At 69.8% G+C, this 14903-nt stretch carries 13 protein-coding genes; 3 read left to right on the top strand and 10 right to left on the bottom strand.

The window, feature by feature from the left end:
- The first annotated feature begins 6 nt into the window (after positions 1 to 6).
- From zwf to pgl, 3 genes are read left to right on the top strand one after another with little or no spacing between them, the layout of a single operon-like run.
- Positions 7 to 1557, top strand: coding sequence for a glucose-6-phosphate dehydrogenase (zwf, locus tag ACFC1I_RS01630; protein WP_376006126.1), 1551 nt, complete (start codon positions 7 to 9; stop codon positions 1555 to 1557).
- On the top strand, positions 1554 to 2510 hold the full coding sequence (locus ACFC1I_RS01625; protein WP_376006124.1) for a glucose-6-phosphate dehydrogenase assembly protein OpcA: 957 nt from the start codon (positions 1554 to 1556) through the stop codon (positions 2508 to 2510). Before zwf ends, ACFC1I_RS01625 begins: the two co-directional genes overlap by 4 nt.
- A gap of 33 nt (positions 2511 to 2543) precedes the next feature.
- On the top strand, positions 2544 to 3323 hold the full coding sequence (gene pgl / locus ACFC1I_RS01620) for a 6-phosphogluconolactonase (RefSeq protein WP_376006122.1): 780 nt from the start codon (positions 2544 to 2546) through the stop codon (positions 3321 to 3323).
- A gap of 82 nt (positions 3324 to 3405) precedes the next feature.
- On the opposite strand, the gene ACFC1I_RS01615 is transcribed toward pgl, so the two are convergent.
- The 10 genes from ACFC1I_RS01615 to uvrA all read right to left on the bottom strand — a co-directional run bounded on the left by ACFC1I_RS01615 (position 3406) and on the right by uvrA (position 14888).
- Positions 3406 to 3762 (bottom strand): RNA polymerase-binding protein RbpA, encoded by a 357-nt coding sequence (locus ACFC1I_RS01615; protein ID WP_376006120.1) that lies wholly within the window; start codon positions 3760 to 3762, stop codon positions 3406 to 3408.
- Positions 3762 to 4010, bottom strand: a complete 249-nt coding sequence (gene secG / locus ACFC1I_RS01610; RefSeq protein WP_045298839.1) for a preprotein translocase subunit SecG — start codon at positions 4008 to 4010, stop codon at positions 3762 to 3764. Before secG ends, ACFC1I_RS01615 begins: the two co-directional genes overlap by 1 nt.
- Before the next feature lie 106 nt (positions 4011 to 4116).
- Positions 4117 to 4908 (bottom strand): triose-phosphate isomerase, encoded by a 792-nt coding sequence (gene tpiA / locus ACFC1I_RS01605; protein ID WP_376006118.1) that lies wholly within the window; start codon positions 4906 to 4908, stop codon positions 4117 to 4119.
- The gene (locus tag ACFC1I_RS01600) at positions 4899 to 6113 is read right to left on the bottom strand and encodes a phosphoglycerate kinase (protein ID WP_376006116.1); all 1215 of its coding nucleotides are present in this window, start codon (positions 6111 to 6113) and stop codon (positions 4899 to 4901) included. Before ACFC1I_RS01600 ends, tpiA begins: the two co-directional genes overlap by 10 nt.
- Before the next feature lie 5 nt (positions 6114 to 6118).
- Positions 6119 to 7123, bottom strand: a complete 1005-nt coding sequence (gene gap / locus ACFC1I_RS01595) for a type I glyceraldehyde-3-phosphate dehydrogenase (RefSeq protein WP_376006114.1) — start codon at positions 7121 to 7123, stop codon at positions 6119 to 6121.
- A 103-nt stretch (positions 7124 to 7226) separates the two neighbouring features.
- Positions 7227 to 7853: a superoxide dismutase gene (locus ACFC1I_RS01590; RefSeq protein ID WP_376006112.1), complete on the bottom strand. Its 627-nt coding sequence runs from the start codon at positions 7851 to 7853 to the stop codon at positions 7227 to 7229.
- Between the two features lie 153 nt (positions 7854 to 8006).
- On the bottom strand, positions 8007 to 8984 hold the full coding sequence (gene whiA / locus ACFC1I_RS01585) for a DNA-binding protein WhiA (RefSeq protein ID WP_376006110.1): 978 nt from the start codon (positions 8982 to 8984) through the stop codon (positions 8007 to 8009).
- Positions 8985 to 9053: 69 nt separating this feature from the next.
- A complete protein-coding gene (rapZ, locus tag ACFC1I_RS01580) occupies positions 9054 to 9965 on the bottom strand; it encodes an RNase adapter RapZ (RefSeq protein ID WP_376006108.1) in 912 nt (303 codons plus the stop codon).
- A 31-nt stretch (positions 9966 to 9996) separates the two neighbouring features.
- Positions 9997 to 11931: an excinuclease ABC subunit UvrC gene (gene uvrC, locus ACFC1I_RS01575; protein WP_376006106.1), complete on the bottom strand. Its 1935-nt coding sequence runs from the start codon at positions 11929 to 11931 to the stop codon at positions 9997 to 9999.
- A gap of 5 nt (positions 11932 to 11936) precedes the next feature.
- Entirely contained in the window at positions 11937 to 14888 is a 2952-nt protein-coding gene (gene uvrA, locus ACFC1I_RS01570; protein WP_376006104.1) for an excinuclease ABC subunit UvrA, read from the bottom strand.
- Positions 14889 to 14903: the final 15 nt, after the last annotated feature.

Below are 14903 nucleotides of genomic sequence, written 5' to 3'. Positions count from 1 at the left end.
CCCCACATGACCGTCGAGATCTCGCGCGGGCACAACCCGCTGCGCGACCCCGAAGACCGTCGCCTCAACCGCATCGCCGGCCCGAGTGCGCTCGTCATCTTCGGCGTCACGGGAGACCTCTCCCGCAAGAAGCTCATGCCCGCCGTCTACGACCTCGCCAACCGAGGGCTGCTGCCTCCGGGCTTCGCGCTCGTCGGCTTCGCGCGGCGCGACTGGGAGGACCAGGACTTCGCCAAGGTCGTCTACGACGCGGTGCGCCAGCACGCGCGCACCGAGTTCCGCGACGAGACGTGGCAGCAGCTGCTCCAGGGCATCCGCTTCGTCTCGGGCGAATTCGACGACCCGGACGCCTTCCGCCGTCTGAAAGACACCGTCGACAAGCTCGACACCGAGCGCGGCACGATGGGCAATCACGCGTACTACCTGTCGATCCCGCCGAAGGCGTTCCCCCTCGTGGCGGAGCAGCTGAAGTCGTCGGGCCTCGTCGACGACACCGCCGATCAGCCCGACCGCTGGCGCCGCGTGGTCATCGAGAAGCCGTTCGGTCACGACCAGGAGTCGGCACGGGCACTCAACGACGTGCTGCGCTCGGCGTTCCCGACGGACTCGATCTTCCGCATCGACCACTACCTCGGCAAGGAGACGGTCCAGAACATCCTGGCGCTGCGCTTCGCGAACGAGCTGTACGAGCCGATCTGGAACCGCAACTACGTCGACCACGTGCAGATCACGATGGCCGAGGACATCGGCGTGGGCGGCCGTGCCGGCTACTACGACGGTGTCGGCGCCGCGCGCGACGTCATCCAGAACCACCTGCTGCAGCTCATGGCGCTCACCGCGATGGAGGAGCCCATCTCGTTCGACGCGAAGGACCTCCGCGCCGAGAAGGAGAAGGTGCTCGCCGCCGTCACCCTCCCGGCCGACCTCGCACGTTCGACCGCGCGCGGCCAGTACGCCGGCGGCTGGCAGGGCGGCGAGAAGGTGCTCGGCTTCCTCGAGGAAGACGGCATGAACCCGCAGTCCACGACCGAGACCTACGCCGCCGTCACGCTCGAGGTGAACACGCGCCGCTGGGCCGGCGTGCCGTTCTACCTGCGCACCGGCAAGCGCCTCGGCCGTCGCGTCACCGAGATCGCCGTGGTGTTCAAGCGCGCCCCCGAGCTGCTGTTCTCGCGCAGCCAGACCTCGGGCCAGGGCCAGAACGCCCTCGTGATCCGCGTCCAGCCCGACGAGGGCGTGACGATCCGCTTCGGCTCCAAGGTGCCCGGCGCCGGCGCCCAGGTGCGCGACGTCACGATGGACTTCGGCTACGGCCACGCGTTCACCGAGGCGAGCCCCGAAGCCTACGAGCGCCTCATCCTCGACGTGCTCCTCGGCGACCCGCCGCTGTTCCCGCGGCATGAAGAGGTCGAGCTCTCGTGGAAGATCCTCGACCCGATCGAGAAGTTCTGGGATGCCCAGGGCGGACCGGTCGAACAGTACTCGCCCGGGTCGTGGGGCCCGGATTCCGCGGACGAGATGCTCGCCCGCGATGGTCGCACCTGGAGGCGCCCGTGATCGTCGACCTTCCCGACACCACCGTCAGCAAGATCTCCCGTGCGCTCGTCAACGTGCGCGAGGAGGGTGGGGCGGTCGCGCTCGGCCGCGTGCTGACGCTCGTCATCCTGACCCGCGAAGGCGCCGTCGAAGAGGTGATCGAGGCAGCGAACGACGCGTCCCGCGAGCACCCGATGCGCGTCATCGTGCTCATGATCCCCGACAGCGGCGACGGCGACTCCCGTCTCGACGCGCAGATCCGTGTCGGCGGCGACGCCGGTGCGAGCGAGGTCGTCACGCTCCGCGCGTTCGGCGACGCCGGCCGCTCGAACCTCGAGAGCCTCGTCACCGGGCTCCTGCTCCCGGACGCGCCCGTGGTGGTGTGGTGGCCCAACCGGACCCCCGACCACATCTCGAAGACGTCGATCGGCCGCATCGCCCAGCGACGGATCACGGATGCTGCGACCAAGTCGGATCCGTCGGCCTGGGTCGCCGACCTCGGCGACCAGTACGCGCCGGGCGACACCGACCTCGCCTGGACGCGCCTGACGCGCTGGCGCGAGCAGCTGGCGGCGATCCTCGACCAGCCGCCGTACGAGCCGGTCGTGGGCGTCCGCGTGCGCGGGGCGTCGGATTCGCCGTCCACCGCGCTCCTCGCCGCCTGGCTGCGGCTCACCCTGGATGTGCCGGTCGACTGGGCGTATCTCGACGCCGAGGAGTGGCCGCACGGCATCAAGTCCGTCGCCCTCGTGCGCCCGAGCGGCGAGGTGCTCCTCGAGCGCCCGACGCCCGGCGTCGCGATCCTCACGCAGCCGGGACAGCCGACGCACGACCTCGCATTCCCCCGCCGGACGCTGCGGGAATGCCTCGCAGAGGAGCTTCGTCGGCTCGACCCGGACGTCCTGTATGGTCGAGTCATCACCGAGGGCTGGGAGCTGCTCGACCCTCCGGTGACGAAGGAGACGCAGGCCTGATGAGCGGTGCGCGGGTGACGGACAGGACGCAGGATGCCTGAGGGCTGGGCCGAGAAACGCGTCATCATCAGTCCCGATCCCGTCGCCCTCGCCGAGTCGGTCGCGCCTCGCTTCCTGCGTCGCGTCGCCGCGCGCGTCGACGAGGGCAAGCTCGCCCACGTCGCGCTGACCGGTGGCTGGATGGCCGCCGCGGTGCTCGGCGCCGCGGCGCGCGCTCCCCGTGCGCAGAGCATCGACTGGTCACGCGTGCACTTCTGGTGGTGCGACGAGCGCTTCGTCCCCGCCGGTCACGCCGACCGCAACGACCGCCAAGCGCGTGAGGCGTTCCTCGACGGGCTCGACATCCCGGCCGAGAACATCCACGCCGCGCTCGGAAGCGGCGACGGCGTCGACCTCGATGCCGCGGCCGCCGCCTACGCCGAAGATCTGGCGCGCTTCCCGGGCAGGGAGGGCGCGTGGCCGTCGTTCGACGTCTGCTTCCTGGGCGTCGGACCGGACGGGCACATCGCGTCGCTGTTCCCCGATCACCCCGAGATCCAGATCACGGACCGTTCGGTGGTTCCGGTGCGCGACGCCCCCAAGCCGCCGTCCGAGCGCATCACCATGACGCGCCCGGTGATCAACAGCTCGAAGCGCGTCTGGCTGGTCCTCGCCGGTCCCGACAAGGCGGCCGCCCTCGGACTCGCCCTCGCCGGCGCGAGCTACGCGAGCGTGCCCGCCGCCGGCGCGAAGGGCCGCAAGCGCACGACGTTCTTCGTCGACCAGGCCGCCGCGGCCCAGGTGCCGCCGGACCTCATCGACCGGGAGTACTGACCCGCCTCGGCGGACGACCCCCGGACATACGAGAAGAGCGGATGCTGCAGCATCCGCTCTTCTCGTATGTCTCTGGTACGACTCAGTCCTGGCCGCGCCGCTCGCGCAGCTGCTTGAGGGCGTCGTCGAGGAGGTTCTCGGCCTCTTCCTCGGTGCGGCGCTCCTTCACGTACGCGAGGTGTGTCTTGTACGGCTCGGTCTTCGCGACGGCGGGAGGGTTCTCCTTGTCGCGGCCGGCCGGCAGACCCGAGTGGGGCGAGTCGATCGTGTCGGGGATCTCTTCTTCGGGGATGCCCGCCGCGAAGTAGCGGACGGTCTCGTTGCCGAGGGCGTCCCAGTACGAGACGGCCACGCGCTCGGCGTGGAAGCCGTGGTCCTGCTCGCCCATCGGACCGGCACCGACGCGGGTGCCGCGGATCGCGTTGCCTCCGGTGGCCATCAGAGGGCCTGGAACTTCGTGATCAGGCCGAGCGCGACGATCGAGGCGAACCACACCAGGGCGAGGACCACCGTGAATCGGTTGAGGTTGCGCTCAGCGAGGCCCGAGGAGCCGAGGGCCGACGTCATGCCGCCGCCGAACATGTCGGACAGCCCGCCGCCGCGCCCCTTGTGGAGCAGGATGAGGAGAGTCAGCAGGAGACTCGTGATGCCGAGAAGCACCTGCAGGACGAACTCGAGGATCTGCACAGTCGTTGAAGCCTTTCGCTGCGATCGTTCGCCGATCGCACAAGGGTCAAGTATACGTGTAGGCCGGCGGGCGGCGAGGAAACCTCGCCGCCCGCCGGTCGCGGGGTCAGACCCCGACGTGCTTCTGGTAGCGGATGATCGCGGCGAACTCGTCGACGACGAGGCTCGCACCGCCGACCAGGGCGCCGTCGACGTCGGGCTCGCGCATGAAGCTCGCGATGTTGCCCGACTTGACCGATCCGCCGTAGAGGATGCGCGTGCGGGCAGCGGCGTCCTTTCCGAGCTTGTCGGCGATGACCTCGCGCAGCGCGACGCACACCTCCTGCGCCTGCTCGGGCGACGCGACCTGTCCGGTGCCGATGGCCCAGACGGGCTCGTAGGCGACGACGAAGTCGGCGTCTGCCGGCACGCCCTCCAGCGCCGCCTGCAGCTGCGCGACCGAGACCGCGGTCGGCCCCGACTCCTCGCGCTGCGCCAGCGTCTCGCCGACGCAGATGACCGGCACGAGGCCGTGCTTCAGCGCGGCCTTGACCTTGGAGCCCACGACCTCGTCCGTCTCGTCGTGGTACTGCCGACGCTCGGAGTGGCCGATGATGACGTAGGTCGCGTCGAGCTTCGCCAGGAAGGCGCCCGAGATCTCGCCGGTGTATGCGCCGGAGTCGTGCGCCGACAGGTCCTGCGCGCCGAGGGCGAACGGGATCTTGTCGGCGTCGAGCAGCGTCTGCACGGTGCGCAGGTCGGTGAAGGGCGGGAACACCGCGACCTCGACCGAGCCGTCCTCGTGCTTGGCGTCCTTGAGCGTCCAGTGGAGCTTCTGCACGAACGCGACCGCCTGCAGGTGGTCGAGGTTCATCTTCCAGTTGCCCGCGATGAGCGGGGTGCGGCCTGCTACTGCCATCCGAGGACCTCCAGTCCGGGGAGCTTCTTGCCCTCGAGGAACTCGAGGCTGGCGCCGCCGCCGGTCGAGATGTGACCGAAGGCGTCGTCGGCGAATCCGAGCTGTCGCACCGCCGCGGCCGAGTCGCCGCCGCCGACGACCGACAGGCCGTCGACCTCGGTGAGCGCCTGCGCGACCGCCTTCGTGCCGGCGGCGAACGGCGCGAGCTCGAACACGCCCATGGGGCCGTTCCAGAACACGGTCTTCGAGTCGCGCACGAGCGCGGCGAAGCGCTCGGCCGTCTCGGGACCGATGTCGAGCCCGAGACCGGATGCCCCGAACGCGGTGTCTTCGATGCCGTCGGCGCCGGTCACCACGTGCTCGGCGTCGGCGCCGAACTTCGAGGCCACGACGACGTCGGTCGGGAGCACGAGCTCGACGCCCGACTCCTCGGCGCGCCGCATGTACTCGCGCACGGTGTCGAGCTGGTCGGCCTCGAGGAGGCTCGAGCCGACCTTGTGGCCCTGGGCCGCGAGGAAGGTGAACAGCATGCCGCCGCCGACCAGCAGACGGTCGACGCGCGGAAGCAGGTGGTCGATGACGCCCAGCTTGTCGCTGACCTTCGAGCCGCCGAGCACGACCGTGTACGGGCGCTCGGGGTTCTCGGTCAGGCGGTCGAGGACATCGACCTCCTTCTCGATGAGGAAGCCGGCGGCCGACGGCAGCAGCTCGGCGAGGTCGTAGACCGACGCCTGCTTGCGGTGCACGACGCCGAAGCCGTCCGAGACGAGCACATCGCCGAGGGACGCGAGCTCCTCAGCGAACGCGCGACGGGTCGCGTCGTCCTTGGCGGTCTCGCCCGGGTTGAACCGCAGGTTCTCGATGATCGCGACGTCGCCGTCCTCGAGGGCGGCGACGGCTTCGCGAGCCGACTCCCCCACCGTGTCGCGCGCGAACGCGACCGGCTTGCCGAGGAGCTCCGAGAGTCGCTGGGCGACCGGCTCGAGGCTGTACTTCGCATCGGGAGCGCCGTCGGGGCGCCCGAGGTGCGAGCAGACGATGACGCGGGCGCCCTGGTTGATCAGGGCGTTGAGCGTGGGAAGCGTGGCCCGTACACGGCCATCGTCCGTGATGACCGCGTCCTTCAGGGGGACGTTGAGGTCAGCACGGACGATGACACGCTTGCCGGCCAGCGAACCCAGCGTGCTGAGGGTGCGCAGAGCCATGGGGATCAGAGCTTCGAGGCGACGATCTCGGTGAGGTCCACGAGGCGGTTCGAGTAGCCCCACTCGTTGTCGTACCAGCCGACGACCTTGACCTGGTTGCCGATCACACGCGTGAGGCCGGCGTCGAAGATGCAGGAGTGCGCGTCGGTGACGATGTCGCTCGAGACGATCTCGTCCTCGGTGTACTTGAGGATGCCCTTGAGGGGACCCTCCGCAGCAGCCTTGTAGGCGGCCTTGATCTCGTCGACGGTTACCTCGCGCTCGAGCTCGACCGTGAGGTCGGTCGCCGAGCCGGTGGGGACCGGCACGCGGAGGGCGAAGCCGTCGAGCTTGCCCTTGAGCTCGGGCAGCACGAGGCCGATGGCCTTGGCGGCGCCGGTCGACGTCGGGACGATGTTGAGCGCGGCGGCGCGGGCGCGACGCAGGTCGCTGTGCGGGCCGTCCTGCAGGTTCTGGTCGGCGGTGTACGCGTGCACCGTCGTCATGAGGCCCTTGACGATGCCGAACTCGTCGTTCAGCACCTTGGCGAGCGGCGCGAGGCAGTTCGTCGTGCACGACGCGTTCGAGATGATGTGCTGCGTCTCGGGGTCGTAGGTCTCTTCGTTCGCACCGATGACGAACGTGCCGTCCTCGCCGTTGGCGGGGGCCGAGATCAGGACCTTCTTGGCGCCGCCCGCGATGTGCTTGCCGGCGTCGACGGCCTTGGTGAAGCGGCCGGTCGACTCGATGACGATGTCGACGCCGAGCTCGCCCCAGGGCAGGTTCGCGGGGTCGCGCTCTTCGAAGACCTTGATGGTCTTGTCGCCGACCGTGATCGAGTCCTCGGTGTACGAGACCTCCTGGTCGAGGCGACCGAGGATCGAGTCGTACTTGAGCAGGTGAGCCAGGGTCTTGTTGTCGGTGAGGTCGTTCACCGCCACGATGTCGAGGTCCGCGCCCTGCGCGAGAGCCGCGCGGAGGTAGTTGCGTCCGATTCGGCCGAAGCCGTTGATGCCGATCTTGACAGTCACGGAGTTTCTCCTGAGATGTGTCGTGCGCGAGTGCGCGGTTGTTGCGATGCGAACGAGGACAACGGCGTCCCGGCGGGCTGCCCCGCCGGGACGGCCGCGCCTACTAGGACAGTACCAGCAGGCCCGAGGTCTTCTGGCGGGCGGCGTCGAGGCGCTGCGCGACGTTCTGCCAGTTCGCGATGTTCCAGACCGCCTTGACGTAGTCGGCCTTGACGTTGAGGTAGTCGAGGTAGAAGGCGTGCTCCCACATGTCGAGCTGGAAGATCGGGATGGTGCCCTGCGCGGTGTTGCCCTGCTGGTCGAACAGCTGCTGGATGATGAGCTGCTCGCCGATCGGGTCCCAGCTGAGGACGGCCCAGCCCGAGCCCTGGATGCCGTTGGCCGCGGCGGTGAAGTGCGCCTGGAACTTGTCGAAACCGCCGAAGAACTCGTCGATGGCGGCCTTCAGCTCACCCTCGGGCTCCCCGCCGCCCTCGGGCGACAGGTTGGTCCAGAAGATCGAGTGGTTCACGTGACCGCCGAGGTGGAACGCGAGGTCCTTCTCGAGCTTGTTCACGTTCGCCAGGTTGCCGGTCTCGCGCGCCTCGGCCAGCTGCTCCAGCGCGGTGTTCGCGCCGGTCACGTACGCCTGGTGGTGCTTGCTGTGGTGCAGCTCCATGATCTTGCCGCTGATGTGCGGCTCGAGGGCGGCGTAGTCGTAAGGGAGGTCGGGCAAGGTGTACTTCGCCATGTTCTCTTCTTCCTGTCGGCGCGCGCCGAATTCCCCGGCGCAGCAAGGGTGACGTCTTCATCCTAGTGAGCGCCGACACCCCTGCGGCGGGGTTGCTTCGGAACGTGACGTGTGGAAGACGGATGCTGCGGCCCGCAGCATCCGTGAGGGTTCTCAGTCCTCGATACCGGCGGGGACAGCCGATTCGGTTCCCGGCAGCCCCTCGGTCTCGGCCTTCTTGTCGGCCATCGCGAGGAGGCGGCGGATGCGCCCGGCGACGGCGTCCTTGGTGAGCGGCGGGTCGGCGTGGTGGCCGAGCTCGTCGAGGCTCGCGTCGCGGTGCGCGAGGCGGAGGTCGCCGGCCTGGCGGAGGTGGTCGGGCACCTCGTCGCCGAGGATCTCGAGCGCACGCTCGACCCGGGCGCACGCGGCGACGGCCGCCTGCGCCGAGCGGCGCAGGTTGGCGTCGTCGAAGTTCACGAGCCGGTTGACGCCGGCGCGCACCTCGCGGCGCTGACGCATCTGGTCCCACTCGGCGGCGGCGCGGACGGCGCCCATCGCGGCGAGGGCGGCGCGGATGGCCTCGCCTTCGCGCACGACGACGCGCGGGATGCCGCGCACCTCACGCGCCTTGCCGGCGATCCCGAGGCGGTGTGCGGCGCCGACGAGTGCCATCGCGGCCTCCGACGACGGGCAGGTGATCTCGAGCGCGGCCGAGCGGCCGGGGTCGCTGAGCGTGCCGGCGGCGAGGAACGCACCGCGCCAGATGGCGGCGAGGTCGCCGCGCGACCCGGTGGTGAGCTTGTTGGGCAGGCCGCGGACCGGGCGACGCCGCTGGTCGAGCAGGCCGGTCTGGCGGGCGAGCGTCTCGCCGCCCTCGATCACGCGGACGGCGTAGTGGCTGCCCGTGCGCGCTCCCGAACCCTGCACGTGGACGAGCTCGGGCCGCACGCCGTAGAGCTCGACGAGGTCACGGGCGGTGCGACGCGCGAGGATGTCGGAGTCCAGCTCGGCCTCGACCGCGACGCGGTTGGCGATCGAGTGCAGGCCGCCCGAGAATCGCAGCAGGGACGTGAGCTCGGCCACCCGCGCCGTAGGGCGCGGGTCTCGCACGGTGATCAGCTCGGCCTTCACGTCAGCGGTCAGCGACACGGGTCTCCTTCAGAAGTCTTGCGGGAACGACCGTCAAGCCTACCCGGCCCCTCCGGCCGGGCGTCGCCGTCACTCGCGACCGAGGTCGCGATGCGTCACGCGCACCGCGACGCCGGGCACGCTCGCGAGGCGCTCGGCGAGCTCGCGCGCCATCACGACCGAGCGGTGCTTGCCGCCGGTGCAGCCGATCGCGATGACCGAATGGCTCTTGTTCTCGCGCTGATAGCCCTCGAGCACCGGCCGCAGCGCCGCGCTGTACGCGTCGAGGAACTCCTTCGCGCCCTCCTGGCCGAGCACGTACTCGCGGACCTCTTCGTCCTCGCCCGTGAACGGGCGGAGCCGCTCGTCCCAGAACGGGTTCGGGAGGAAGCGCATGTCGGCCACGATGTCGGCGTCCGGCGGGAGGCCGTACTTGAACCCGAAGCTCTGCAGCGTCAGCGTGTGCCGCGCCGCGCCTTCCTCGCTGAAGAGGTCGGCGACCTCGGTGGCGAGCTGGTGGATGTTGTACGCCGACGTGTCGATGGTGACGTCGGCGCTCTCACGGGCAGCAGCGAGGCGCGCGCGCTCGCGGCGGATGCCGTCGAGGATCGTGCCGTCGCCCTGGAGCGGATGAGGGCGCCGCACCGCCTCGAACCGGCGCACGAGCACCTCGTCCGAGGCATCCAGGAACAGCAGCCGGATCTGACGGCGCTCGCGGAGCGCGCGCATCGCCTCGGGCAGATCGGAGAAGAGGTCGCGCCCGCGCACGTCGACCACGACGGCCACGCGGGGCAGCACTCCCCCGGCGAGCTCGGTGAGGTCGAGCAGGGGCTTGAGCATCTGCGGAGGGAGGTTGTCGACGACATACCAGTCGAGATCCTCCAGCGCGTTCGCCGCGGTGGACCGGCCGGCGCCGGACATCCCCGTGACGATCAGCACTTCTCCGACGTCCTGACGCGTCGCCTCGCCCATGACCACCCCCGTCCCGACAAGCCTAGTCATACCGGGCGGTCGTTCGCGGGCGCGACCGGCGCTATGGCGCGTCGGAGAGGGCGGCCGCGGGCTCGGCGAGGTGGGTGTGGATGGCCGACGCGAGCTTCGGTCCGACGCCGGGGAGCTCGGCGATCTCTTCGGGCGTCGCCTTCTTGAGCGCCGACACCGAGCCGAAGTGTCGCAGCAGCGCCTTGATGCGGGCGTCGCCGAGGCCCGGCACCTCCGCCAGCACACTCTGGATGTCACGACGGCGGCGCTTGCGCTGGTGCGTGATCGCGAAGCGATGGGCCTCGTCGCGCAGTCGCTGGAGCAGGTACAGCGCCTCCGAGGTGCGGGGCAGGATCACCGGGTACTCCTCCCCCGGCAGCCACACCTCCTCGAGCCGCTTGGCGATGCCGCAGAGGGCGATCTCCTCGTGACCGACGTCGCGGAGCGCCCGCGCCGCGGCCTCCACCTGGGGCTGTCCGCCGTCGACGACCAGCAGCTGCGGCCGGTACGCGAAGCGCGGGCGACGCCGCTCCGTCACGACCTCGCCGTCGGCGGTGGGGTCGGGCGAAGCATCCGGTTCGTTCTCTTCCGGGCGATCGAGGTACGCGAGCCGGCGCGTGAGCACCTGGTACAGGGAGTCGGTGTCGTCGGTGGTCTCGGCAACGCCGAAGCTGCGGTACTGGTCCTTGCGGGGCAGGCCGTCCTCGAAGACGACCATCGACGCCACGACGTTCGTGCCGCTCAGGTGCGACACGTCGAAGCACTCGATGCGCAGCGGCGCCTCGGCGAGGTCGAGGGCCTCCTGAAGGTCGGTGAGAGCCTGGCTGCGCGCGACGTAGTCGCTGGTGCGCCGCGTCTTGTGGAGCATGAGCGCCTGCTGCGCGTTGAGCGTGGCGGTGCGCATGAGGTCGGCTTTGCGGCCGCGCTGCGCGATCTGGATCGTCACGGACTTGCCGCGGCGCCCGCGCAGCCACTCCTCGAGGTCGGCGGCGTCGTCGGGCATCGCCGGCACGAGCACCTGCTTCGGGATGTCGGCGCCCGCGGCGTTGCCGTAGGTGCGCTGCAGCACCTGGTCGACGAGCTCGCCGCCGGTGATGTCGAGCTCCTTCTCGATCGTGGTCGCGCGCACGCCGCGTACGCGGCCGCCGCGGATCACGAAGTGCTGCACGGTTGCCGCCAGCTCGTCCTCGGCGATGCCGAAGAGGTCGGCGTCGGTGTCGGAGGCCAGCACGAGCGCGCTGCGGTTCAGCACCGCGTCGATCGACTGCAGCCGGTCGCGGTACACGGCGGCCGCCTCGTAGTCCATGGCCGCCGACGCTTCGCGCATGCGCGCGGTGAGCTCCCTCGTGAAGCGCTGATCGCCGCCCGACATGAAGGCGATGAAGTCGTCGACGATCGCGCGGTGCTCCTCGATCGTGACCTTCATCGAGCACGGCCCGCCGCAGCGCCCGATCTGCCCCGGGAAGCACGGCCGCCCTGTCGCCATCGCCTTCTTGTACGACGAGTCGCTGCAGGTGCGGATCGGGAACACCCGGATCATCAGGTCGATCGTGTCGTGAACCGCCCACACCTTCGGGTACGGACCGAAGTACTTCGCTCCCGGGATGCGGCGGTTACGGGTCACGATGACGCGAGGCGCCTCGTCGGCGAGCGTGATCGCCATGAACGGGTACGACTTGTCGTCCTTGTAGCGGACGTTGAACGGCGGGTCGAACTCCTTGATCCACTGGTACTCGAGCTGCAGCGAATCGACGTCGGTCGCGACGACCGTCCATTCCACCGATGCCGCGGTCGTCACCATGCGCCGCGTGCGCTCGTGGAGCGTGTGCAGCGGCGCGAAGTAGTTCGACAGGCGCGCGCGCAGGTTCTTCGCCTTGCCGACGTAGAGCACGCGCCCGTCGCGGTCGCGGAACCGGTAGACCCCGGGATTCGTCGGGATCTCGCCCGGCTTCGGCTTGTACGGGACGGTGGGAGCGGAGCGCGCCATGCGGCTCAGCCGGCCTTGCGGGCCTCGACGAGCTCGGTGACCGCGTGCGTCGGGGCGCGCAGCCCCAGCACTTCGGCGAGGAACGCGCCGGTGTGGCTGCCGTCGGCGCGCGCGACCTGCTCGGGCGTGCCCGTCGCGATCACCTGGCCGCCGCCCGAGCCGCCCTCGGGACCGAGATCGATCACCCAGTCGGAAGACTTGATGACGTCGAGGTTGTGCTCGATCACGATGACCGTGTTGCCCTTGTCGACGAGTCCGTTGAGCACCTCGAGGAGCTTGCGCACATCCTCGAAGTGCAGACCCGTCGTCGGCTCGTCGAGCACGTAGATCGACCGGCCGTTCGTGCGTCGCTGCAGCTCGGTGGCGAGCTTGACGCGCTGCGCCTCGCCGCCCGAGAGCGTCGTGGCCGACTGCCCGAGCCGGACATAGCCGAGACCGACGTCGACGAGCGTCTTGAGGTAGCGGTGGATGGCCTGGATCGGCTCGAAGAACTCGGCGGCCTCGGCGATCGGCATCTCGAGGACCTCGGCGATGTTCTTGCCCTTGTAGTGCACCGCCAGGGTGTCGCGGTTGTACCGCTTGCCGTGGCAGACCTCGCAGTCGACGTACACGTCGGGCAGGAAGTTCATCTCGATCTTGATCGTGCCGTCGCCCGAGCACGCCTCGCACCGGCCGCCCTTGACGTTGAAGCTGAAGCGGCCCGGCTGGTAGCCGCGCACCTTCGCCTCGGGGGTCTCGCTGAAGAGCGTCCGGATGCGGTCGAAGACGCCGGTGTAGGTGGCCGGGTTCGACCGCGGCGTGCGACCGATCGGCGCCTGGTCGACGTGCACGACCTTGTCGAGGTTGTCGAGGCCGGTCACGCGCGTGTGCTTGCCCGCGACCCGGCGCGCGCCGTTGAGACGCGTCGCGAGGACCTGGTACAGGATGCCGTTGACCAGCGAGGACTTGCCGGAGCCGCTGACGCCGGTGACGGCGGTGAGGACGCCGAGCGGGAAGTCGACGGTGACGTTCTTGAGGTTGTTCTCGCGCGCGCCGACGACCGTCACCTGACGCTTCTTGTCGATCTTGCGGCGTTTCTTCGGCGTCGGGATGGAGCGTCGCCCGGAGAGGTATTCGCCGGTGATGGAGTCGGGGTCCTCGAGGAGCTCGCCGATGGGTCCGGAGTGCACGACCTCGCCGCCGTTGACGCCGGCGCCGGGGCCGATGTCGACGACCCAGTCCGCCGCGTGGATCGTCTCTTCGTCGTGCTCGACGACGATGAGCGTGTTGCCGAGGTCGCGCAGCGCCACGAGGGTCTCGATGAGACGGCGGTTGTCGCGCTGATGGAGGCCGATCGACGGCTCGTCCAGCACGTACAGTACGCCGGTGAGGCCGGAGCCGATCTGGGTCGCGAGCCGGATGCGCTGGGCCTCGCCGCCCGACAGGGTGGCGGCGGCGCGGCTCAGGCTCAGGTAGTCGAGGCCGACGCGTATCAGGAAGTCCAGCCGGAGGCGGATCTCGCGCAGCACCTGCGCGGCGATCGTCGCCTCGCGGTCGGTGAGCGTCAGCTTCGCGAAGTACTCGCGCGCCTCGCCGAGGCTCAGGCGCGAGGCATCCGCGATGGAATGCCCGTGCACCTGGACCGCCAGCACCTCGGGCTTGAGACGGGCGCCGTCGCACACCGGGCAGGGCACCTCGCGGAGGTACTCCGACCAGCGCTGGCGCTGCGTGTCGGACTCAGCCTGCGTGTACTGGCGCTCGATGTAGGGCACGACGCCCTCGAAGCCCGACGAGTACCGCATCTCACGGCCGTAGCGGTTCTTCCACTTGACCGTGACCTTGTAGTTCTCGCCACGCAGCACAGCCTCGCGCACCTCGGACGGCAGCCGCTTCCACGGGGTGTCGAGCGAGAAGGCGAGGTCGTTCGCGAGCCCCTCGAGCAGGCGCTCGTAGTACTGGAAGAGCCCCTTGCCCTGCGTCGTCCACGGGATGAGGACGCCCTCGCGGATCGAGAGGTCTTCGTCGCCCAGCATGAGCTCGACGTCGACCGACATGCGGGTGCCGAGACCCGAGCACGCCGGGCACGCGCCGAACGGCGCGTTGAAGGAGAAGGTGCGCGGCTCGATCTCGGTCAGCTGCAGCGGATGACCGTTCGGGCACGCGAGCTTCTCGGAGAAGGACTGCCACGCGGCATCGCCCTCCTCATCGACGAAGTTGACCTGCACCACGCCGCTCGCGAGCGACAGCGCGGTCTCGACCGAGTCGGTCACGCGATCCAGGATGCCGGGGGCCGCGACGAGACGGTCGACGACGACCGCGATGTCGTGCTTGTAGCTCTTCTTGAGCGCCGGCGGCTCAGCCAGCTGGATCAGCTCGCCGTCGACGATGGCACGGGCGTAGCCCTTCGCGCCGAGCTCCTTGAAGAGGTCGACGAATTCGCCCTTCTTCTGCGTCACGACGGGTGCCACGATCTGGTAGCGCGTGCGCTCGGGCAGCTCCATGAGCTGGTCGGCGATCTGCTGCACCGTCTGGCGCTGGATGACCTCGCCGCACTGGGGACAGTGCGGCACGCCGATGCGCGCCCACAGCAGACGCATGTAGTCGTGGATCTCGGTGATCGTGCCGACCGTCGACCGCGGGTTGCGGTTGGTGGACTTCTGGTCGATCGAGACGGCGGGGCTCAGCCCCTCGATGAAATCGACGTCGGGGCGGTCGACCTGCCCCAGGAACTGCCGGGCGTAGGCGCTCAGCGACTCGACGTACCGGCGCTGGCCCTCGGCGAAGATCGTGTCGAACGCGAGACTCGACTTGCCCGAGCCCGACAGGCCGGTGAAGACGACGAGCGAATCGCGCGGGATGTCGAGGTCGACATCCTTGAGATTGTGCACGCGGGCACCGCGGACGCTGAGCTTTCCGCTGGTACCGCCGACGGCGTTTCCGGGCATGTTCGCGGGCAGGGCGACAGGGACGATGGGCACCCGACAAGTCTAGGT

This window comes from Microbacterium sp. NPDC056044 (assembly GCF_042267145.1).
In the GTDB taxonomy this organism is placed as follows: domain Bacteria; phylum Actinomycetota; class Actinomycetes; order Actinomycetales; family Microbacteriaceae; genus Microbacterium.
The sequence above is the reverse complement of the archived record's forward strand: the minus strand, read 5'-3'. Positions and strand labels throughout refer to the sequence as shown.